Annotated in this window: 18 protein-coding genes; 11 read left to right on the top strand and 7 right to left on the bottom strand. The window is 67.3% G+C overall.

Features of this window, described 5'->3' with window-relative positions; translation table 11 throughout:
• Window positions 1-8: 8 nt before the first annotated feature.
• The 4 genes from AC6CH3_RS02585 to AC6CH3_RS02600 all read left to right on the top strand — a co-directional run bounded on the left by AC6CH3_RS02585 (window position 9) and on the right by AC6CH3_RS02600 (window position 4,031).
• Window positions 9-398 carry a CBS domain-containing protein gene (locus AC6CH3_RS02585; protein WP_493975421.1) on the top strand — a complete coding sequence of 130 codons (390 nt, stop codon included), beginning with the start codon at window positions 9-11 and terminating at the stop codon, window positions 396-398.
• 478 nt (window positions 399-876) lie between these two features.
• Entirely contained in the window at window positions 877-1,209 is a 333-nt protein-coding gene (locus AC6CH3_RS02590; RefSeq protein ID WP_498130970.1) for a DUF3040 domain-containing protein, read from the top strand.
• Between the two features lie 264 nt (window positions 1,210-1,473).
• A complete protein-coding gene (locus tag AC6CH3_RS02595) occupies window positions 1,474-2,412 on the top strand; it encodes an ABC transporter ATP-binding protein (RefSeq protein ID WP_498130971.1) in 939 nt (312 codons plus the stop codon).
• Window positions 2,412-4,031: an ABC transporter permease gene (locus tag AC6CH3_RS02600; protein ID WP_498130972.1), complete on the top strand. Its 1,620-nt coding sequence runs from the start codon at window positions 2,412-2,414 to the stop codon at window positions 4,029-4,031. Before AC6CH3_RS02595 ends, AC6CH3_RS02600 begins: the two co-directional genes overlap by 1 nt.
• Window positions 4,032-4,177: 146 nt before the next feature.
• Here the strand turns inward: AC6CH3_RS02600 and AC6CH3_RS02605 are convergent, their stop codons facing one another.
• From AC6CH3_RS02605 to AC6CH3_RS02615, 3 genes are all read right to left on the bottom strand, one after another.
• Window positions 4,178-5,764, bottom strand: coding sequence for an FG-GAP-like repeat-containing protein (locus tag AC6CH3_RS02605; RefSeq protein WP_498130973.1), 1,587 nt, complete (start codon window positions 5,762-5,764; stop codon window positions 4,178-4,180).
• 445 nt (window positions 5,765-6,209) lie between these two features.
• On the bottom strand, window positions 6,210-7,283 hold the full coding sequence (locus AC6CH3_RS02610) for an LCP family protein (RefSeq protein ID WP_498130974.1): 1,074 nt from the start codon (window positions 7,281-7,283) through the stop codon (window positions 6,210-6,212).
• 198 nt (window positions 7,284-7,481) lie between these two features.
• A complete protein-coding gene (locus AC6CH3_RS02615) occupies window positions 7,482-8,525 on the bottom strand; it encodes an NAD(P)-dependent alcohol dehydrogenase (RefSeq protein ID WP_498130975.1) in 1,044 nt (347 codons plus the stop codon).
• Window positions 8,526-8,718: 193 nt separating this feature from the next.
• Between AC6CH3_RS02615 and AC6CH3_RS02620 the strand changes: the two genes are divergently transcribed.
• Together AC6CH3_RS02620 and AC6CH3_RS02625 are read left to right on the top strand one after the other, a co-directional pair.
• Window positions 8,719-9,537: an HAD family hydrolase gene (locus AC6CH3_RS02620; protein WP_498130976.1), complete on the top strand. Its 819-nt coding sequence runs from the start codon at window positions 8,719-8,721 to the stop codon at window positions 9,535-9,537.
• A 9-nt stretch (window positions 9,538-9,546) separates the two neighbouring features.
• Window positions 9,547-10,353, top strand: coding sequence for a glycerophosphodiester phosphodiesterase family protein (locus AC6CH3_RS02625; protein ID WP_498130977.1), 807 nt, complete (start codon window positions 9,547-9,549; stop codon window positions 10,351-10,353).
• 47 nt (window positions 10,354-10,400) lie between these two features.
• On the opposite strand, the gene AC6CH3_RS02630 is transcribed toward AC6CH3_RS02625, so the two are convergent.
• Window positions 10,401-10,859, bottom strand: coding sequence for a hypothetical protein (locus tag AC6CH3_RS02630; RefSeq protein WP_498130978.1), 459 nt, complete (start codon window positions 10,857-10,859; stop codon window positions 10,401-10,403).
• A gap of 179 nt (window positions 10,860-11,038) precedes the next feature.
• On the opposite strand from AC6CH3_RS02630, the gene AC6CH3_RS02635 reads away from it, so the two are divergent.
• Together AC6CH3_RS02635 and AC6CH3_RS02640 are read left to right on the top strand one after the other, a co-directional pair.
• Window positions 11,039-11,263 carry a DUF6480 family protein gene (locus AC6CH3_RS02635; RefSeq protein WP_498130979.1) on the top strand — a complete coding sequence of 75 codons (225 nt, stop codon included), beginning with the start codon at window positions 11,039-11,041 and terminating at the stop codon, window positions 11,261-11,263.
• A 38-nt stretch (window positions 11,264-11,301) separates the two neighbouring features.
• On the top strand, window positions 11,302-13,113 hold the full coding sequence (locus AC6CH3_RS02640; RefSeq protein ID WP_498130980.1) for a thiamine pyrophosphate-requiring protein: 1,812 nt from the start codon (window positions 11,302-11,304) through the stop codon (window positions 13,111-13,113).
• Window positions 13,114-13,161: 48 nt separating this feature from the next.
• Here AC6CH3_RS02640 and AC6CH3_RS02645 read toward each other — a convergent pair whose 3' ends face one another.
• Complete coding sequence (locus AC6CH3_RS02645; RefSeq protein WP_498130981.1) at window positions 13,162-13,752, bottom strand: dihydrofolate reductase family protein; 591 nt, start codon at window positions 13,750-13,752, stop codon at window positions 13,162-13,164.
• A 124-nt stretch (window positions 13,753-13,876) separates the two neighbouring features.
• Between AC6CH3_RS02645 and AC6CH3_RS02650 the strand changes: the two genes are divergently transcribed.
• Window positions 13,877-15,001, top strand: a complete 1,125-nt coding sequence (locus AC6CH3_RS02650) for a glycerate kinase (protein WP_498130982.1) — start codon at window positions 13,877-13,879, stop codon at window positions 14,999-15,001.
• A 65-nt stretch (window positions 15,002-15,066) separates the two neighbouring features.
• Here AC6CH3_RS02650 and AC6CH3_RS02655 read toward each other — a convergent pair whose 3' ends face one another.
• Window positions 15,067-15,564: a DUF6328 family protein gene (locus tag AC6CH3_RS02655; protein WP_498130983.1), complete on the bottom strand. Its 498-nt coding sequence runs from the start codon at window positions 15,562-15,564 to the stop codon at window positions 15,067-15,069.
• Between the two features lie 176 nt (window positions 15,565-15,740).
• On the opposite strand from AC6CH3_RS02655, the gene AC6CH3_RS02660 reads away from it, so the two are divergent.
• Together AC6CH3_RS02660 and AC6CH3_RS02665 are read left to right on the top strand one after the other, a co-directional pair.
• Entirely contained in the window at window positions 15,741-16,640 is a 900-nt protein-coding gene (locus AC6CH3_RS02660; RefSeq protein ID WP_498130984.1) for an SDR family oxidoreductase, read from the top strand.
• A 90-nt stretch (window positions 16,641-16,730) separates the two neighbouring features.
• On the top strand, window positions 16,731-17,288 hold the full coding sequence (locus AC6CH3_RS02665; RefSeq protein ID WP_498130985.1) for a hypothetical protein: 558 nt from the start codon (window positions 16,731-16,733) through the stop codon (window positions 17,286-17,288).
• A 78-nt stretch (window positions 17,289-17,366) separates the two neighbouring features.
• Here AC6CH3_RS02665 and AC6CH3_RS02670 read toward each other — a convergent pair whose 3' ends face one another.
• Complete coding sequence (locus AC6CH3_RS02670) at window positions 17,367-18,728, bottom strand: uracil-xanthine permease family protein (RefSeq protein ID WP_498130986.1); 1,362 nt, start codon at window positions 18,726-18,728, stop codon at window positions 17,367-17,369.
• Between the last annotated feature and the right edge of the window lie 57 nt (window positions 18,729-18,785).

Genomic DNA, 18,785 nt, shown 5'->3' on the forward strand with positions numbered 1-18,785 from the left:
GGAAAGAGATGCTCACTGTCAAAGATGTCATGGTCCCCGAGGTCGTCACGATCTCCCCGTACAGCACGCTGCGGGAGGCGCTGTCCATGATGAAGGAGCGGCAGGTGAAGAGCCTGGTGGTGGAGCGGCAGCACGCCCACGACGCCTACGGCATGCTGAGCTACAGGGAACTCCTGGACACCGTCGTTGCGCAGGAGGGGGATGTGGACCTCCTGAACGTCTATGACGCCGCCACCATCCCTGCGATCACTGTCAACGAGGACCTGTCCGTCCGCCAGGCAGCGGCCCTGATGAGCCGCTATCACCTAAGCCGGCTCGTCGTGGTGGAAGGCAATCAGCTCGTCGGGCTGCTCGCCATGAATGACATCCTCGCCCGGCTCATGGAGGAACTAACGTGACATTCACCCGGCTGCGCTGACCAGCACGTTTGCAGCGGACGTTGTGAGCACCTGCTTAGTCACGCTTCCCAGGAAGAGACGTTCCAGCAGATGCGCCTCGCCCTGCCGCACCCGCGACGATAAGGATGTGCTGGTCTTCCTTGGCCCTTCGGGTGCTTGTAAGCTGTGATCGGAGAGCCGGGAAGCCTGGTCGGCCCGTGGGCAGTGCCTGCGGAACGCCTTGGCGTCCGCCTCAGGCGTTCGCCTTATGACCTGAGGAGCGGACGGCTCATGAATGTAGCAGAGAAACCCGTAGTTGAAGCATGCGGTCATGTCGGAGATTTCGGCAGGTCGCGTGCACCGTGCAGCCTCTACCTGAGCGTCGCCGCCGGTGAATTCCAGGGAGGGTTGGATCGTTGGGCCGATCCCGCCCAGACGCACCGGGGTGTTGCAGTCCTCCGGCTCACGGTGGTACCCGTGCGGGCAGGAAGCCGCCGCTGTGGCCCTGTCAGATGAAGAGCGCAGGCGCCTTGAAAAGCTCGAACAGGAACTGGCCGCGTCAGACCCGGATCTGGACCGGCAGCTGCAGGACGGGACATCCCGGGATCGGGCACCCCTCCGCATTATCTACAGTGTCCTGGCCATCTTGGCCATCTTGGCCGGCTTCGCCTTGGTCATCGCTGGAATCATCACACGGCTTCCGGTCATCGGAGTCGCCGGTTTCCTGCTGATGGTCGGAGCGGCCAGTTGGCTCCTCAGCGGTCTCTCCTATGGTGACGTGACACGCCGGCAGCCAGAACGCCGGCCCGACGGGGGACCCTGGCCATTTTGACCGCTGAATGATCCTCGCAGAGTGCGTTTTTCTACGTCGCGAGCTCTGGGGACGCGAGGTGATGTTCAGCCGTTCGTGGCGACTGGCACAGTACCGCGGTGTCGCCCCGCACCCCAGCCGCAACGCGTCTTCCGGCTCCGTCCGGGGGCTTGTATGCTGTGGATCGGAGAGCCGGGAAGCCTGGTCGGCCCGTGGGCAATGCCTGCGGAACGCCCTCGGCGACCGCCTCGGGTGTCACGTGATGACCTGAGGAGCGGACGGCTCATGGGTACGGCAACACAACCTGTCATCGCGACCTTGGGTCTTGTTAAGGATTTCGGCAGGACACGGGCACTGGATGGCCTGAACCTGAGCGTCGCCTCCGGTGAAATCCACGGTTTTCTCGGTCCCAACGGCGCGGGCAAATCCACGACCCTGAGGGTTCTTTTGGGGCTGATCCGCCCCACCGCCGGTACGGCACGGGTCCTCGGAATGGATCCTTGGGCCGACCCTGTCCGTACGCATCGGGACATCGCCTACGTACCGGGTGATGTGAATCTGTGGCCGAACCTTTCTGGCGGGGAAGTCATCGACCTGCTGACGGGCCTGCGTGGCGGTGCCGACGGGAAGCTGCGCCGGGAGCTCATCGAGGAGTTCGAGTTCGACCCGCGCAAGAAGTCCCGCACTTACTCGAAAGGCAACCGGCAAAAAGTCGCCCTGATCGCCGCGTTCGCCCGACCTGCCAGGCTGTATCTGCTTGATGAGCCCAGCGCCGGCCTGGACCCGGTGATGGATGCCGTGTTCCGCCGCCAAATCGAACGGGTCAGCAGGGACGGGGCGACTGTCCTGCTCTCCAGCCACATTCTTAGCGAGGTCGAACAGCTCTGTGACCGGATCACCATCATCCGTTCCGGCGCAGCGGTCGAGACCGGGACCCTGGGCGAACTCCGGCACCTGAAACGCACGCATTTCCGGGTCACCGGGCTGGCCGAGCCGGAACGCCTGGCGGCACTGCCCGGCATGCACGGGATCAGCATCGACGGCACCGCCGCCGAGTTCGACGCCGATGCCGCCGAACTCGGTGCCGTCCTGGCCGGCATCGCCGAGCCAGGAATCAGCGGGCTCACGGTCGCCCCGCCATCTCTGGAGTCCTTGTTCCTGCGCCACTACAGTGACAGCACCCGCAACCGCGACGGCAACGGCATCGGCAGCGGGGTGAAGTGATGCCAGGCGTGTGGCAGCTGGCATTGTTCCAGGCACGCAGGGACCGGGTGACGCTGCCGGTCTGGGTCCTGGCCATCACGCTGCTCGGATTTGCGACCTCCAGCGCGGTCGTCACGCAATTCGGTGACGAGCCCTCGCAGGCAGCGATCCTGACCCTTGCAGCATCCAACCCGGCGTTCCTTTTCCTTCGCGGTCTACCCGACGGCACCGGCGTGGGGGCGGTCGTGTTCTTTCAGGGCTACGCGTTCACGGCAGTCCTGGCAGGACTGATGAGCACTTTCCTGGTGGTGCGGCACACCCGCACCGACGAAGAGCTCGGACGGGCCGAACTCCTCGGCTCGGTCCCGCTCCCGCGGGCAGCATCTCTGGCAGCGACCCTTCTGCTGGGCGCGGGCGCGAACCTGTTCCTGGCCGTGTTCGTTTCCGCCGGTTTCGTCGGGGCCGGGCTGCCGGTTCCCGGCGCAGTGGGGGCCGGTGCCGCTGTCGGTGCTGTCGGCGTGTTCTTTGTCGGCGTTGCCGCGGTCGTTGCCCAGGTCCTGCCGTCGGGCAGGAGCGGGAATGGTGCGGCTGCCGGCTTGGTCGGGGCGGCTTATCTGCTTCGGGGTATTGGGGACGCGCTGGGGACTCCGGCGGCGGACCTGGTGCATGTGAGCAGTGCGTGGCCGTCGCTGCTGTCGCCCATCGGCTGGGGCCAGCGGTTACGGCCGTTCACGAGTCCGGACCTGTTCGCGCTGCTGGTCCTTCTGGCTGCTGCGCTGGTCCTGGCAGTCGCTGCCGTGCTGATCCGGCGACGGCGGGACGTGGGCGCCAGCCTTCTCCCCCAGCGCGACGGCAGGGAGCGGGCCGGAGCCGGGGGCGCCTCCTTCGTGGGCCTCGCCTGGCGGTTGCAGCGTTCCACCCTGGCCGGATGGTGCGTCGGGGCCGCGGTCCTGGGTGCGGTGGCGGGCGCTCTCGGCCCTCTGGTTTCCGAGACGGTGTCCAGTGTGGCGCCGCTGAAGGAACTCATGTCCCGGCTCGTGCCGGGCGGCCAAGCCGGACTCATTGACGTGTTCGTCACGGCCCTGCTCGGCGTGGCCGGGGTGTTCGCGGCGGCTGCAGGCATTCAGGCGGTGCTGCGAATGCGCGCAGAAGAGACCGAGGGAAGGGCAGAAGTCCTTCTCGCCGCGCCGGCATCCCGGGCCCGGTGGCTCGGCGCGAATCTGTTCATCGCCGCAGCCTCAGCGGTTGTTGTCTCCGGAACGGCAGGGGTCACGGCTGCCATAGGACTGGGACTCTCGGGCACTTCCAACGGACCTGCCGTGTCCCTGGTGCCGGCAGCGATGGCCCACATCCCGGCCGCCCTCGTTTTCCTGGCTGCCACCGCCATGGTATTCGCCGCCGCGCCGCGCCTCAGTGTCTCATTGGGTTGGGGAATGCTGGCCACCGGACTTGTGCTGGGCGAATTCGGGGAGCTGTTCGGCCTCCCGGTGTGGCTGCAGGACGTGAGCCCGTTCCGGCACTCCTCGGCCATGCCCGTGGAACCTTTCGACCCGGGCGGGGCGCTGGCTCTGGCGGCCATTGCGTCCGCCCTGGCAGGCCTGGCCGCCTATTCCCTTCGACGGCGTGACCTGACTGCCTAATCCGCTGTCGCGTGGAAAGGAGTTGAGCAGTTGATCCGGGAGCTGGACAGCAGGCCCATGCAAAACTTCATCCCCGCAGCGGGCAACAGCATCGTGCTCAAACCCTCGGAACAGACCCGGCTGAGTACCGGCACGCACTTGCACCATCAGAACAGCGGCGAGAGCCCGTTCCAGCCGGGACCCACTTGAATTCGCGGGAGGTGGGCGCCGGCACCGTTGCCCGGGTAGAGCCACAGGACACCGGAGCTGTCGCGCGCCAGGAGATCGGGCCGGCGGTCGCCATTGAAGTCGCCAGGGCTTACGACGGCGGTCATGACGTTCCAGCCGCCGCCCACCCTCAGGCGGGGGAGCCAGCCTCCGGTCCCGTTCCCGCGGTAGAGCCACAGCGTTCCGGTGGCGGTTTCCCGCGCAAGAACGTCCGCGGCGCCGTCGCCGTTGAAGTCGCCGGGCCCCACGAGGGCATTGAAGATGTTCCAGCCGGTTCCCGCGCGGATGCGCGGCAGAAAGCCGCCGGTGCCATTCCCCCGATACAGCCACAGGTGGCCGGTGGCTGTTTCCCTGGCCAGGACGTCCACGCGCTGGTCGCCGTTGAAGTCGCCCGGGCCAACGATGGAGTTCATGATGTTCCAGCCGGAACCGAGACGCAGGCGCGGCAGGAAGCCGCCGGTGCCGTTGCCCCGGTACAGCCACAGGACGCCCGTGGAAGTCTCCCTGGCCAGCACATCCAGCGGGCCGTCGCCGTTGAAGTCCCCGGGTGTTTCAAGGGCGAAGCCGTTCCAGCCGGTTCCGATCAGGACACCGGGCAGCCTGCCGCCCTGCCCGGTGCCGCGATACATCCACAGCTCACCCCGTGCCGGGTACCGGGCCAGAACGTCGTTGTTCCAGTCCCCGTTGAAGTCGGCTGTTGCGCCCGAGAGGGTCGACGCCGGAATCGCCAGCGGCGTGAACGCGTAGGGATCGCAGGTGAGGTCGTAGTCCCGGGTGTTGTCGTACCACTGTGAGATATAGACGCGCCCGCCGGAGAAACTGGGCTGGCGGCAGCGGTCCAGCGCTTCGTTCGGGTAGTCAAGCATCCCGGCGGTGGCCCAGACCGGCACGCCGGGCAGCCGCCACGAACCGGTAATGTCTGCCCAGCCGGAGGTGAACGAGTACAGGCCATAGGAGTAGCGCGCATCTCGCAGTCCCCGCATCAGGCCCTCGATGACATACCGGTTTTCGCGCTGCTGCACCGCTGAGGCTGTTGGCCAGGGCTGGGCGGGCCGGGGTTCGACGTCGATCCAGACCACGCGTGGTGCGAAGCCCGTCTTGACCAGGCTGGCGACGGCGAAGCGCGCCTCGGCGTAGCCCACGTTGGACAGCTGCCCTGCGCGGGTGGCGGAAGACCACGGTCCCTGCGTCCGGTAGGTGGCGAGCTGCGCGGCGGTGGGGAAGGCCGCCATGGTGTACGCCTGGGCGGGCTTGCGGTTATCGACCGCCCACTTCAGCTGGCTGGCCAGGCAAGGGTTCTCGGTGAAGGGGAGCCCCTTCGTCAGGCCGATGATGACGAACTGGGACGAAGCGGGCGGAAGGGGCAGCCCGAAGCCGCCCACCGCCGTCGGGCATTGGGGCCAGGAGATGTCGTGGCCGCGCAACGACACCGCCTGAGCAGGAGGCGCCCCTGGGGCAGCCCCCACGATCAAAGCCAGGAAGAGAAGGACCGCAGTCAGGAGGCGCAGCGCCCGTGCCGCGGTCACGCCGGCCACCCGCTCCCGGCGGCGGCCAGGTGGCAGTTGCCGATGCTCCCGTGCTGCTTCACGGCACGGGGGACTTCAGCCCCAAAAAATTTAGCTCCCGAATGACGAACCTTGCCGTCCATCGCCGCCGCTCCTTTGCCACCTCAAGCTTACGTCCGCGGGAGGCACGCAGCTCCGGCCGGCCCGGGAGTGTGGCCCAAATGAAACGGCGCGGGCGTGTTCGAGATCTGACGGTGTCCGGAAAAGCGACGGCACCGGTCAGCCGGCGCCCGCCCGGGTGCTTCCCCGGACGATGAGGTCGCATGGAAAGTTGACCCGGCGTGCCGGTCCGCCCGGGGTGTGGATGCGCTCCAGCAGCATCCCTGTCCCGACGCGGGCCATCTCGCGGCGGCGGCAGGCTTGGTCAGAGTGGAAGCGCTCCTCGCGGAGTGGGCCCCCGCCCGCCTCAGCGGACGTCCTTCATTGCCCGGTCCCTGATGTACTGGCCCACACGGTCACGTGCCAGGTAATTCCGGAGCTGCGCCAGCGCCACGCTGTCCTGGAGCACGATGGAGCGCCCGTCGGGGGACGTGCCAACGCCGGCGGTGGGGAGGGAGAAAAACACGGCATCCTGCAGCCGGACATTCCGCAGGCTGTAGGCGAGTCCCGCCAAGGCCGGCTGGTCAAGGCCGGTGCTGACGGGAACGAGCGACGAGAGGTATCCGACCATCTTGCGGAGCGTCACCGGGTTGGTCAGGGTCTTGGGGCTGATGAGTTCGGCCATCAGCGCCTTGAGGAAGGTCTGCTGGTTGCGCACGCGCTGGTAGTCGCCGTCGCTGAAGGCGTAGCGCTCCCGGACGAACTCCAGGGCCTGGGCTCCGTTGAGGTTCTGCACGCCTTGCCTGAACGTGTGGCGCCCGTCGTGCGTCGAGGTGAAGGGCGTGGTGACGTTAACCTTGACTCCGCCGAGAGCGTCGACCAGTCCCTTGAACCTGCCGAAGTCGATCAGGATCGAGTGGTCGATGCGCTGCCCGAACAGGGCCCCGGCAGTCTGCCGCATGAGGGGCACTCCGCCGAAGGCCAGGCCGTCGTTGATCTTGGAATAGCCGTAGCCGGGGATCTCTGCCCAAAGGTCGCGCATGACGGAGATGCCGTAAACGTTCTTGCGGTCGGCCGTGATGTGGATCAGGAAAAGGGCGTCCGCCCGCTGGTCCGTGGCCACCCTGCCCGCTGTCGCCTTCGCGTTGTCCTCCCGCGTATCGCTGCCCATAAGCAGGATGTTGACGGGCCGTCCTTTGAGGCGGTCAACAGGGGGTGCCGGAGGTTTCGGCTTGGCTTTTGGCTTCGGTGCAGGTGCCTTGGTTGTTGCCGTTGGCGTGGGCGTCCCCGACGTCACGGGAGGCGGACCGGGGGCCGTCTCGGGGCTGTTGGCGCTTCCCTGGGACCAAAAGTAGAGCCCCCCGAGCAGCGGAACCAGAAGGCCCAGCGTCACGAGGAAAGCCAGCAATCTCGGTTGCACGCGTCGCTGCGTATCACTCATGGGATAACTATGTGCCTGAAAAGCCCTGAATGAAAATGGAACTCGCCGGGCGACGTCGGGCTTCCTTGGAACCGGAACCGGCGGCTCCGGACCGGTTCCGGCGGCGCCGGACGGGACCCGCGCCGCCGACGACGGTGCCCCCAAAACCGATGCCCCGAATCCGGCGCGATCCCATCCGGTGCAACCACCGGGCCGCTGCTACCCCAGCGTCGTGGCGTCGATGACGAAGCGGTAGCGGACGTCGGAGGCGAGGACGCGTTCGTAGGCCTCGTTGATCTTCTCCGCCGGAATGACTTCGATCTCGGCGCCGAGCTGGTGTTCGTCGCAGAAGTCAAGCATTTCCTGGGTCTCGCGGATGCCGCCGATCGCCGAACCCGCGAAGGACCGGCGGCCCAGGATCAGCGAGAACACGTTCACCGGAAGCGGTTCGGCCGGTGCACCGACGTTTACCAGTGCTCCGTCGAGGGCCAGCAGCTGCAGGTAGGAGCTGATGTCGATCGGTGCGCTGACCGTGTTGATGATCAGGTCGAAGGTCCCGGCGAGCGTCTCAAACGTTGCGGGGTCGCTGGTGGCGTAGTAACTGCCGGCTCCGAGGCGCAGGCCGTCCTCCTGCTTCTTCAGCGACTGGGAAAGGACCGTGACGTCGGCGCCCATGGCTGAGGCGAGCTTGACGGCCATGTGTCCGAGCCCGCCGAGTCCGACGACGGCGACCTTCTTGCCGGGCCTGGCACCCCAGTGCCGCAGCGGGGAGTAGGTGGTGATGCCGGCGCAGAGCAGGGGAGCGGCGGCGTCGAGCCCGAGGCCGTCCGGGATCCGCACGACGAACTCCTCGGTGACCACCACGTGGCTGGAGTAGCCGCCCTGGGTGATGGTGCCGTCGCGGTCCACCGCACCGTAAGTGCCGGTCATTCCGTTGAGGCAGTACTGTTCTTCGCCCTTGCGGCAGTTCTCGCAGTCGCGGCAGGAGTTGACCATGCAGCCCACGCCCACACGGTCGCCGATCTTGTGCCGGGTGACCTCGGAGCCGATTTCCGTGACGACGCCGGCGATTTCGTGGCCGGGCGCCAGCGGATACTGCTGCGGTCCCCAGTCGCCCCGGACCGTGTGGATGTCCGAGTGGCAGATGCCGGCGTAGCGGATTTCGATGAGGACGTCGTGCGGGCCGACGTCGCGGCGTTCGATGGTGGTGGGGACGAGGTCCCCGGTCGCGGACGGGGCGGCGTAAGCGTTGGCGGTAAGCATGGATCTCCTGATTAAGGATGGTTCGGTAGGGGCGCCCTGCTTCATGGGTGGCCTCCAGGCAATCTGTCGCGGGAGGAGGGGGCATCATCCATACAACAGGAGTTTTTGCAGCTGAGGGAGTCTCTGCTGATACAGGTACTGGCAGAGCCACCCTCGCGGCATCCGGCATTTCCCGCCCACGTAGACTTGCACCATGCGGTTGGTAGCGAGTGACATAGACGGAACGATCCTTGGGCACGACGGGAAAATCAGTAACCGCACCGTCCGCGCGTTCCACGCCTGCCGGGAGGCCGGCGTCGAACTTGTCTTTGTGACCGGCCGCCCGCCGCGCTGGCTGCACCCCCTCGAGGAGCAGCTGGGCCACACGGGCACCGTCATCTGTTCGAACGGCGCCGTCGTGTGGGATCTCGAGGCCGGCCAGCTGGTTTCCGCCCGGACCATGGCCCTCCCGGACGTGTTCGAGGTCCGGCGGATTATCAAGAAACTGCGTCCCACCGCCCTTTTTGCCGCCGAAACCCTCACCGGCTTCCACCTTGAGCCGGGCTTCATCGAGAACGACACGAGCGAGCTGCTGTCCGAGTACACCCCGGCACCGCTCGCCGAGACGCTCGGGGAGGATGACGCCGTCGTCAAGTTCCTTGCCATCGTCCGCGAAGGCACCGCGGATGACTTCCTTGCCGCGGTGGCTCCCGCCGTCGGGGATCTCGCCAACGTGACGCATTCGGCGCCCACCGTCGCCATGCTGGAGCTGTCTGTGCCCGGCATCAACAAGGCCGTCACGCTGGCCGAGTATGCCGCCTCGCTGGGGATCGGCGCCGCGGACGTGGTGGCTTTCGGCGACATGCCCAACGACATCGAAATGCTCCGCTGGGCCGGGCACGGGTACGCGATGGCCAGCGGCCATCCGGAAGCCATCCGCGCCGCCGGCCAGCAGGCACCGCATTTTGACGACGACGGCGTGGCCCAGGTTCTCGAGGAAAAGCTCGCCGAGCTCGGCGTCAGCCTGCCGTAAGGGACGGCCGTGACGCTGCCCTTCTTCTCGCCCCCGGCCGGGGGTGCCGGCAAGCCCGTGGCGATGGCCCACCGCGGCTTTTCGCTCGATGGGCTGGAGAACTCCATGGCAGCGTTCAGCGCCGCCGTCGCACACGGCTACCGCTATCTCGAAACGGACGTGCACACCACCGCCGACGGCGTAGTCCTCCTCTTCCACGACGCCGCCCTTGACCGGATCACGGACCGCGTTGGACGGATCGCCGAGCTGACCGCTGATGAGGTGGCCAAGGCCCGCATCGGCGGGCGGGAAACGGTGCCCTCCTTCGACGAACTCGTGGCGGCGTTCCCCGAGACCCGCTTCAATCTGGACGTCAAGGACTGGCATTCCGTCCGGAGCCTCGCGGAAGCCGTCGAGCGGCACGCTGTCCACGACCGCGTCCTCATCGCGAGTTTTTCTGACCGACGACGGCGGGCGGTCCTGCGTCTGCTGTCCCGCCGCACCGCGTCGTCCGCCGGAACTGCGGCGAACGCCGCCTTCGTGGCGCTGTCGCCCCTGCTGGCCGTCCCCGGCCTGCGCTCATTGGCGCAGGCGGTACTGCGCCGCGTGCTGCGCGATGTGGACGCCCTGCAGGTGCCGGTCCGGTACCGCGCCATTCCCGTGGTGACGCACGGCTTCGTCCGCCGGGCGCACTCACTGGGACTCTACGTGCACGTGTGGACCATCAACGAGCCGGCCGAGATGCGCCGGCTCCTGGACCTTGGCGTGGACGGCATCGTTTCCGACCGCGCCGACTTGCTCAGGGAGGTCCTGGAGAGCCGCGGCGCCTGGTCCTGACCGGCTTACCTGGGCCCCGGCCGGGCTGGCCTGACCGGCCTGCCCGGCTAGCTGCGGCCCAGCCCGGTGGACGGATCCTGGTCGCCCTCGGAGGGGTCGGCCCGGAGCTCGTCCGGATCGGGGTCAGGCAGCCCGGCGGAGCCGGCGACGTCCCGGGGCGCGTCAGAGCCCTCCGCCGCGCCGATGCCTCCTGAATCCGAATCGCCGCTTCCTGCGCCGGTTTCGCCGGCCGCGGTTCCAGTGGTACCAGCGGTGCCGGTTCCTCCGCTCGCCTCCGCACCGGGCCCTTGGGGCGTGTAAGTCGTCCGGCCTGATCCGGCACCCGGTGACGCATCGCCGTCGTCGTCCATGGCGTTGGAGCCTTCGCTGATGGAGGAATGGACCTGGATGTCATCGTCCCTGGCACCCGGTTCCGGCACGTGCGCATCGTCCGTTGGCTTGGACGTTCCCGCCAGATCCTCCATGGCGTTCTCCGCTGCTTTTCCAATACTGTCGCCGATTCCCATCAGCTTGCTCCTTCAGTCGTCTCCCGGCTCGGGCCGGAGTTCGCGGCATCTGACTGTTCCAGCATTATCAGCATGCTTACAATTAGTCCAGTGTCACCGGGTATCCGGAGGGCCAGGCTCAGAACGTCGAAGTCCGTTGTCATTCACAGACGACCCAAACCACGGAGGATCGCAGAAACATGAGCAGCTACCACCCCGAAAACGACCCCGCCAACCCTGACCGGCCCGGAGCCGCCGACCGCGAACAACCCCGCGAAACCGAACGCGAAGACTCCGCCAGCTCACCCAACCCCGACCCGCTGAACGGCAACATCACCGGCCTCGAGCCCGGCGGCGGTGTGCCCCCGGGCGAGACGCCGCCGGCCGAGGACCAGATGAGCGGCGACCAGGGCCACGAGGAATAGCGCCCGGTGCCCATAGACCGCAAGCAGGGGAGAGTTCAATGGCAGACCGGCTGGTAGCCGATGTAATGGTGGAACGCCTCAAAGCGTGGGGAGTGAACAGGGTCTTCGGCTACAGCGGAGACGGCATCAACGGATTCATGGGTGCCCTTCGCCGGGCCGGGGACAGCGTGCAGTTCGTCCAGGCCCGGCATGAGGAGACGGCGGCGTTCATGGCCGTGGGGCATGCCAAGTACACCGGCGGCGTGGGGGTGGTGACGTCCACCCAGGGCCCCGGTGCAGTGCATCTCCTGAACGGCCTCTACGACGCGAAGCTGGACGGCGTCCCGGTGGTGGCCATCATTGGCCAGCAGAGCCGCAGCGTGCTGGGGTCGGCGTACATGCAGGAAATCGATCTCCTGACCCTCTTTAAGGATGTGGCCGCGCAGTTCGCCCAGATGGTCAGCGCACCGGAGCAGCTCCCCATGGTGCTGGACCGCGCCGTCCGGACAGCGCTGGAGACGCGGACCCCGTGCGTGGTCATCGTCCCGCATGACATCCAGAAAGCGCCGGCGCCCGAGCTGGAGCAGGAGCACGGCATCATCGTGACGGCGCCGGAATGGCAGCCTGCGCGGGTGCTTCCCCACGGTGAGGACCTGGCACGGGCTGCCGACGTGCTGAACGCCGGCAGCAGGGTGGCCCTCCTGGTGGGCCAGGGAGCGAAGCATGCCCAGGACGAAGTGGTGGCCATCGCGGAAAAGCTGGGCGCGGGAATCACCAGCAGCCTCCTCGGCAAGCCCTTCGTTGATGAAACGCTCCCCTTTGCAGCAGGCACCATGGGGCACCTCGGCTCCACGGCCAGCGCGCATCTCCTGGGCAACTGTGACACCCTGCTGATCGTCGGCTCCAACGACCCCTGGACCGAGTTTTACCCGAAGCCCGGCACCGCCCGGGCCGTGCAGATCGACATCGACGGGCGGAAGGTGGGGAACCGCTACCCGGTGGAGGTGGGCCTCGTGGGGGACGCGGCGGAAACCCTGCGGGAGCTCACGGGACGGCTGGGAGGGGGCCAGGCCGGCGCAGGGCGGGAGGATGCCCGCAAGCAGTGGCGGTCGGACGTGGAGGACCAGGTCCGCAGCTGGCGTGCGCTGTCGGAGGAGCGTTCGCGTGTGCCGGCCACGCCGGTGAACCCGGAACTCGTGGTCCGCGAGCTCAACGGGAGGCTCCCGGGGAACGCCCAGGTGAGTGTCGACGTCGGCAGTTGCGTCTACTGGTACGCCCGCCAGCTGATCCTCCCGCCGGGCGTGCCGGCGCACCTGTCCGGGACGCTCGCCAGCATGGGCTGCTCCATTCCCTACGGGATTGCGGCGAAGCTGGCCCGGCCGGACCAGCCGGTGGTGGCGCTCGCCGGCGATGGTGCCATGCAGATGGCGGGCGTGGCCGAGCTCGTGACCGTGGCGCACCGCTGGAGGCAGTGGGCCGATCCGCGCTTTGTGGTGTGCGTCTTCAACAACCGCGAGCTTGCAGAGGTCACCTGGGAACAGCGGGAAACGGAATCCGAGCCGCGGTTTGCGGACAGCCAGGAGATCCCGGACTTTCCGTATGCAGGCTACGCAGAACTGCTGGGCCTGACAGGCATTCGCGTGGATGCCCCGGAGCAGTTGGGCGGCGCCTGGGAGCGCGCGTTCGCCGCCGACCGGCCGGTGGTAATCGAGGTCCTGACGGATCCTGACGTCCCGCTTCTTCCGCCCTTCCCCGCGGGCGCGGAGAAGCTGGACGGCATGCGCTCCGCCCTCGCGGCCGAGGGCCTCTCAGGCGCCGGTGCCGGAGAGCTGCTGAACACGTACGCCGGACAGGAGGAACGGCGCGGCTGAACCCGTCCAGTGACGGCCGACCAGTGACGTCCAACGATTGTCAGCTTTTCAGCGGATGACCCGGTAGCGCACGTGGGTGACGAGGCGGGTACCGCTCACTTCCGTCGGCTCAAGCTGCAGGTTCCCGACGCCGTCCAGCAGCCGCTCGCCCGCTCCCAGGATCATGGGCGCCGTGTGGAGCCGCAGCTCGTCGATCAGTCCCGCCGAGAGGTATTGGCGGGCGGTCTGCGCTCCGCCGGCGATGGCCACGTCCTTGTCGCCGGCGGCCTTCCTCGCCTGTGCCAGCGCCGATTCGATCCCATCGGTCACGAAGTTGAAGGTGGTTCCGCCCAGCATCTCCAAGGGGCTGCGGGGATGATGGGTGAGAACGAACACGGGTGCGTGATACGGCGGTTCCTCACCCCACCATCCCCGCCAGTCCTCATCCCACGCCCCGGGCCCTGCGAACATGTTCCGACCCATGATGTAGGCGCCGGCCTCGAGGATGCCTTCGATCTCGGCTGCGTTGGACTCGGGTTCTTCGAACATCCACCTGTGCAGGAGCTCTCCGCCCTCGCCCAGGGGGTCCTCCGGGGTTTGGTTCGGGCCGGCGACGAATCCGTCGAGGGAGATGGTCAGATCACACGTGACTCGGCTCATGCGCCCATGATGCCACCCCTCGGCGGTTCGGGTCAGGGGGGCCGTCCTGCCGCGTGGCCGTTGCCGGATGCCCGAATGACGGAATCCGCAGGCGTGCTCCCCGGGATGCTGGCAGGATGGAGCCATGCGCATCCTCATCGCCCCGGACAAGTTCAAGGGTTCCCTCACCGCTGTTGAAGCCGCCGCCGCCATCGCCGAAGGCGCCCTCCGCGTCTATCCCGATGCCGTCGCCACGCAGTTCCCTGTCGCCGACGGCGGCGAAGGGACCCTCGAAGCCGCGGTTGCCGCCGGCTATGAGGAGCGGCTCAACGCCGTCGTTGGACCCATCCTGGCGCCGATCGGCGCCGCCTGGGCATTCCGGAAAGACGCTGCCGGCCGGGCCGCGGCTGTCATCGAGACTGCCCAGGCGTCCGGCCTGGCCCACATGGAGCCGACGCCGGAAAACGCCCTGCGTGCGCACAGCTACGGCTGTGGCCAGCTTATTGCCGCGGCCCTGGACGCCGGCGCCACGGAGATCGTCCTGGGCGTCGGAGGTTCGGCCATGACCGACGGCGGCAGCGGCGCCCTGCGTGCACTGGGCCTCAAACCCCTGGACGCTGCCGGGAACGTGGTGCCGCTCGGCGGCGGAGCGCTGGCGGACGTCGTGGCAGTGGACGCCTCCGCACTGGATCCCCGGCTGGCCGCCGTAAACTTCCGGATCGCCGTCGACGTCCGGAATCCACTTTTCGGCAACACCGGCGCCGCCCATGTTTTCGGCCCCCAGAAGGGCGCCGACGAGGACGCCGTGGAGAAGCTCGACGCCGGCCTGCGCAACTGGGCGTCCGTCCTGCGGGAGGCGACGGGCCGGGACGTCAACGTCCCCGGCGCCGGAGCGGCGGGCGGCTTCCCGGCGTCGTTCCTGGCATTTACCCAGGCGACGCTGGAAGGTGGCTTCGCGCTCGTGGCCGGGCTGACCGGGCTGGCCGGGCAACTCAAGGAAGCCGATCTGGTCATCACCGGTGAAGGTTCCATGGACTCGCAGTCACTCACGGGAAAGGCGCCAATTGCGCTCGCGGACGCCGCCCGGGAGCTCGGCATTCCGGTGATTGTCGTGGCCGGGCGGATCCTCGTCACGCCCGAGGACCTGGCCGGTCATGGCGTGGTTGCCGCTGCGCAGTTGCTGGACGTTGCGCCCAGTCCAGAAGAAGCCATTGCGAATGCGGGCAAGTACCTGGCCTGGGCCACTACCCAAGTGCTGGAAGGGGCCTGACCCTTTCTGGATTGTTCTTCTGGTCCGGGCTTTCTGGTTCGGGGTCAGAAAGCCGGGGACCGCATTCAGCCGCTCGAGTTCCGGGCCTTCCGTTGCAGGTGCAAGGGTACATAGACCAGGAGGACGACGAGCACGAGCAGCAGGGTGGCTCCCGCGGTGAGCCCGGCAGCGCGTCCGGCCGTGACGTCAAAAACGAGGGCGGCCGTCCCTACGCTGAGCGCCCCCACGCCACTCAGGGCGATCTTGGTGATGTTATCCCCGCTGGTCACAAGGGTTTCCTTGAGCCGCTTACGGAAGAGCCGGCGGTGCACGCTCACCGGGAGCAGGATGAAGGCGGTGGTCAGGGCGGCCAGCGCCACGTTCACCAGGTACAGGTTCCGCTGAAAGTCATCGAGGGTCTCGAAACGGTCCTGGAACGGCAACGTCAGCAGGAAGCCCGCCAGGATCTGCACGCCGGTCTGCAGGACGCGCAGTTCCTGGATCAGCTCCATCCAGTTCCGGTCGAGTTGTTCCTCACGGGTCTCGTTCCTGCCGCTGCCAGCGGAGGCATCCGGATCTGTCATGCATCCTCCTCCATCTGGCCTGACGGCTGGTGTGTGCTCCAAACCTAGGCTCTGAAATCCCGAAATTCAACAACTGCTAAGTTTACTGACCATCTTTTGTCAGGCTGTGGACTTGGTCCTCGAGACTGCGTTAGGTTCGAAGGGCCGGACACGGAAAAGCCTTGGAAAGGTGGATTATGAGTGACTCAGAAAAGCAGCCTGACCAGCCCAGGGATCCCCGTGGCACCTACCACGCGGGCCCTTTTCCCCAGCAGGAACAGAAGCAGCCAGGTCTCACGGCCCCGATGGATCCGCAACCCGACCATGGCGAGCTGAGCTACGAGGGCAGCGACAAGCTTCTGGGCAAGGCCGCACTTATCACCGGCGGCGACTCGGGCATCGGCAAGGCGGTGGCGATTGCTTTCGCCCGAGAGGGAGCGGATGTCGCCATCTCATATCTTCCGGAGGAGGAAGAGGACGCCCGGGATACGGCCGACTGGATCCGCAAGACGGGCCGGCGGGCTCTCCTCCTTGCGGGCGACGGGCGGAGCGAAGCGTTCAGCACGAAGATCGTGAACGACACCGTGGCGGAGTTCGGGCGGCTCGACGTGGTGGTGCTCAACGCCGCGTACCAGAAAAACCGGGACAGCTTCGAGTCCCTGCCCACCGAGGAGTTCGACCGCGTCTTCCAGACCAACCTCTACTCCCTGCTGTGGACGGCGCGCGCTGCCGTGCCGCACCTGACGGCAGGTGCGTCCATCATCACCACGGCCTCCATCCAGGCATTCAACCCGTCACCGGGACTGATCGACTACGCCATGACCAAGGCGGCGCAGGTGGGTTTCACCAAGGCGCTGGCACAGGAACTGGGACCCAAGGGCATCCGGGTCAACGCCGTGGCGCCCGGCCCCATCTGGACTCCGCTCATTCCTGCCACGGAGTGGCCGGACAAGCTGCCCAAGTTCGGCCAGGACACGCCGCTGCAGCGCGCAGGCCAGCCCGCCGAGCTCGCCGCGGCCTATGTCCTGTTGGCGTCCGACGCCGGCTCGTACATCTCCGGGGCGGTGCTTCCCGTGACCGGCGGCAAGGGGTTGTGAGCAGGGGGCAATGCGGTACGCCAGCTTTCCGGTGATTTCCAGCCAACAGTAATTTCCAGCCAAGTAATTTCCAGCAATCAGGAGGACCACATGAGCCAGGACAACCAGCACGCAGCCCCTGAAGAGGAAGCCGGAGGTTATGGCACCCCAACCGTGGAGCAGGAAATGGGCGGAAAGCAGTTCGCCCAGCCCCGCGAAGAGGAGGACTTCGACGAAGCGGGCCTGAACCAGGACAGCCCGGAAGGCGAAAAGTTCGATACCGGCACGCCGAACCTCAGCCACTTTGCTGAAGAGGACCAGGACAGCGCGGGCGAACCCGGTGCCGGCCGGTTCGGCGGAACTGACGACCAGCTGCACGCCGAGGGCGACATCAGCAGGGCAGGCTTCGACCCGGCGCCGGGGGAGTCCCCGATTCCCCGCGACGCTGCTGCTGCGCCGGCTGCCGAGGGTGGCGCCGAGGAGGGTGCCGATACGGCGGTGCCGTCCACTGACGCTGAAATCGGCGAGGGCACTGCCGATGAGCAGGATTCGGACCGGTTCTCCTCGGAGCCCGCCCAGGAGGCCTCCGGCCTGCCCGACGGAAGCGGCAACGATTTGCCGCAGGAGAAGTCCCCTAATGACGAGGACGAAACCTTCGACGCCGGATAATCCCGCTCCTCAGCCGGCGGGCTGGGCCCATCAACTGCGCGCGGACCATCAACTCCGCGGGGCCGAGCCCTCCGGCGCCTACCGCTTCTTAGGTGAGCGCTTGGCCGCGGCCTTAATGGCTGCCTTGGCTGCCGGAGGAAGACCCAGTGCTGCCGGTCCTTCGGTTTCCGGCTCGGCCGCGGTGCCCCGGGCCCTGGCGATGCCCTTCATGCCGTGATAAATGGCCAGGGCAGCCGCGGAGCCCAACGCAATGCCGGTGAACTTCAGGTCCCCGACAGTCCACGTGTAATCGGCAATGCCGATAATCAGTGCGACGGCGGCGGTGGTCAGGTTCACGGGGTTGGAGAAGTTGACCCTGTTCTGGACCCAGATCTTCACACCGAGGACGCCGATCATGCCATACAGCATGGTGGCGGCGCCGCCCAATACTCCCGGCGGCACCGTGGCGATCAGTTCACCGAACTTGGGTGAGAAGCTCAGGAGGATGGCGAAGATGCCGGCCACCCAGTACGCGGCCGTGGAATAAACCTTCGTGGCGGCCATGACGCCGATGTTTTCCGCATAGGTGGTGGTGCCCGATCCGCCGCCGAAGCCGGCCAGCACCGTGGCGGCGCCGTCAGCAACGAGGGCCCGGCCCGAAACGCCGTCCAGGTTCTGGCCGGTCATCGCGGATACGGACTTCACATGGCCAATGTTTTCCGCCACCAGCACCAGTACGACGGGAACGAAGAGGCCCACCACTCCCAGATGGAATTCGGGCGTCTGGAAATGGGGCAGGCCGACCCAGGCCGCGGCGTCCATCTTGGCGTAATTCACCTCGCCCCGGACCATGGCGGCGAGGTAGCCGACCAGTACGCCCACGAGAATGCTGAGGCGGCCGATGATCCCGCGGAACAGAACGCTCACCAGGATGATGGTGACGAGGGTGATGAGCGCCGTGACGGGGGCGGCGTCGAAATTGTTCTTGGCCGCGGGCGCGAGGTTGAGGCCGATCAGCGCCACGACTGCGCCGGTGACGATGGGCGGCATGAGCCTGTTGATCCAGCCCGCGCCGAACTTCTGCACGATCGCGCCGATGAGTGCCAGCCCGGCGCCGGCCATCACGACCCCGCCGAGGGCGCCGGGGACGCCGAACTGCTGCTGGGAGGCCATGATGGGCGCGATGAACGCGAAACTGGAGCCAAGGTAGCTGGGCACCCGGCCCTGGGTGATCACGAGGAACAGGAGCGTGCCGATGCCGGAGAAGAACAGCGTGGTGGCCGGCGGCATCCCCGTGATGATGGGCACCAGGAACGTCGCGCCGAACATGGCCACGACGTGCTGCATGCCCACGCCGATGGTAATGGGCCAGGTGAGCCGTTCTCCGGGGGCAACCACTTCGCCGGGGCGGACAGCTTTGCCGTTGCCGTGCAGCTTCCATTTGGTTCCGAGCATGCTCATTACCGGGGCCTTTCAGAGGGGTTGCCCGAGGGAGGGGCTGGATCTTCCGGTGCAACA

Source organism: Arthrobacter sp. GQ119 (assembly GCF_059759125.1).

Bases quoted from the DNA above. Each gene is read 5' to 3' on its own strand.
- AC6CH3_RS02585 (WP_493975421.1), top strand. From the start codon at position 9: ATGCTCACTGTCAAAGATGTCATGGTCCCCGAGGTCGTCACGATCTCC.
- AC6CH3_RS02595 (WP_498130971.1), top strand. From the start codon at position 1,474: ATGGGTACGGCAACACAACCTGTCATCGCGACCTTGGGTCTTGTTAAG.
- AC6CH3_RS02600 (WP_498130972.1), top strand. From the start codon at position 2,412: ATGCCAGGCGTGTGGCAGCTGGCATTGTTCCAGGCACGCAGGGACCGG.
- AC6CH3_RS02610 (WP_498130974.1), bottom strand. From the start codon at position 7,283: ATGAGTGATACGCAGCGACGCGTGCAACCGAGATTGCTGGCTTTCCTC.
- AC6CH3_RS02615 (WP_498130975.1), bottom strand. From the start codon at position 8,525: ATGCTTACCGCCAACGCTTACGCCGCCCCGTCCGCGACCGGGGACCTC.
- AC6CH3_RS02620 (WP_498130976.1), top strand. From the start codon at position 8,719: ATGCGGTTGGTAGCGAGTGACATAGACGGAACGATCCTTGGGCACGAC.
- AC6CH3_RS02630 (WP_498130978.1), bottom strand. From the start codon at position 10,859: ATGGGAATCGGCGACAGTATTGGAAAAGCAGCGGAGAACGCCATGGAG.
- AC6CH3_RS02635 (WP_498130979.1), top strand. From the start codon at position 11,039: ATGAGCAGCTACCACCCCGAAAACGACCCCGCCAACCCTGACCGGCCC.
- AC6CH3_RS02640 (WP_498130980.1), top strand. From the start codon at position 11,302: ATGGCAGACCGGCTGGTAGCCGATGTAATGGTGGAACGCCTCAAAGCG.
- AC6CH3_RS02645 (WP_498130981.1), bottom strand. From the start codon at position 13,752: ATGAGCCGAGTCACGTGTGATCTGACCATCTCCCTCGACGGATTCGTC.
- AC6CH3_RS02650 (WP_498130982.1), top strand. From the start codon at position 13,877: ATGCGCATCCTCATCGCCCCGGACAAGTTCAAGGGTTCCCTCACCGCT.
- AC6CH3_RS02655 (WP_498130983.1), bottom strand. From the start codon at position 15,564: ATGACAGATCCGGATGCCTCCGCTGGCAGCGGCAGGAACGAGACCCGT.
- AC6CH3_RS02660 (WP_498130984.1), top strand. From the start codon at position 15,741: ATGAGTGACTCAGAAAAGCAGCCTGACCAGCCCAGGGATCCCCGTGGC.
- AC6CH3_RS02665 (WP_498130985.1), top strand. From the start codon at position 16,731: ATGAGCCAGGACAACCAGCACGCAGCCCCTGAAGAGGAAGCCGGAGGT.
- AC6CH3_RS02670 (WP_498130986.1), bottom strand. From the start codon at position 18,728: ATGAGCATGCTCGGAACCAAATGGAAGCTGCACGGCAACGGCAAAGCT.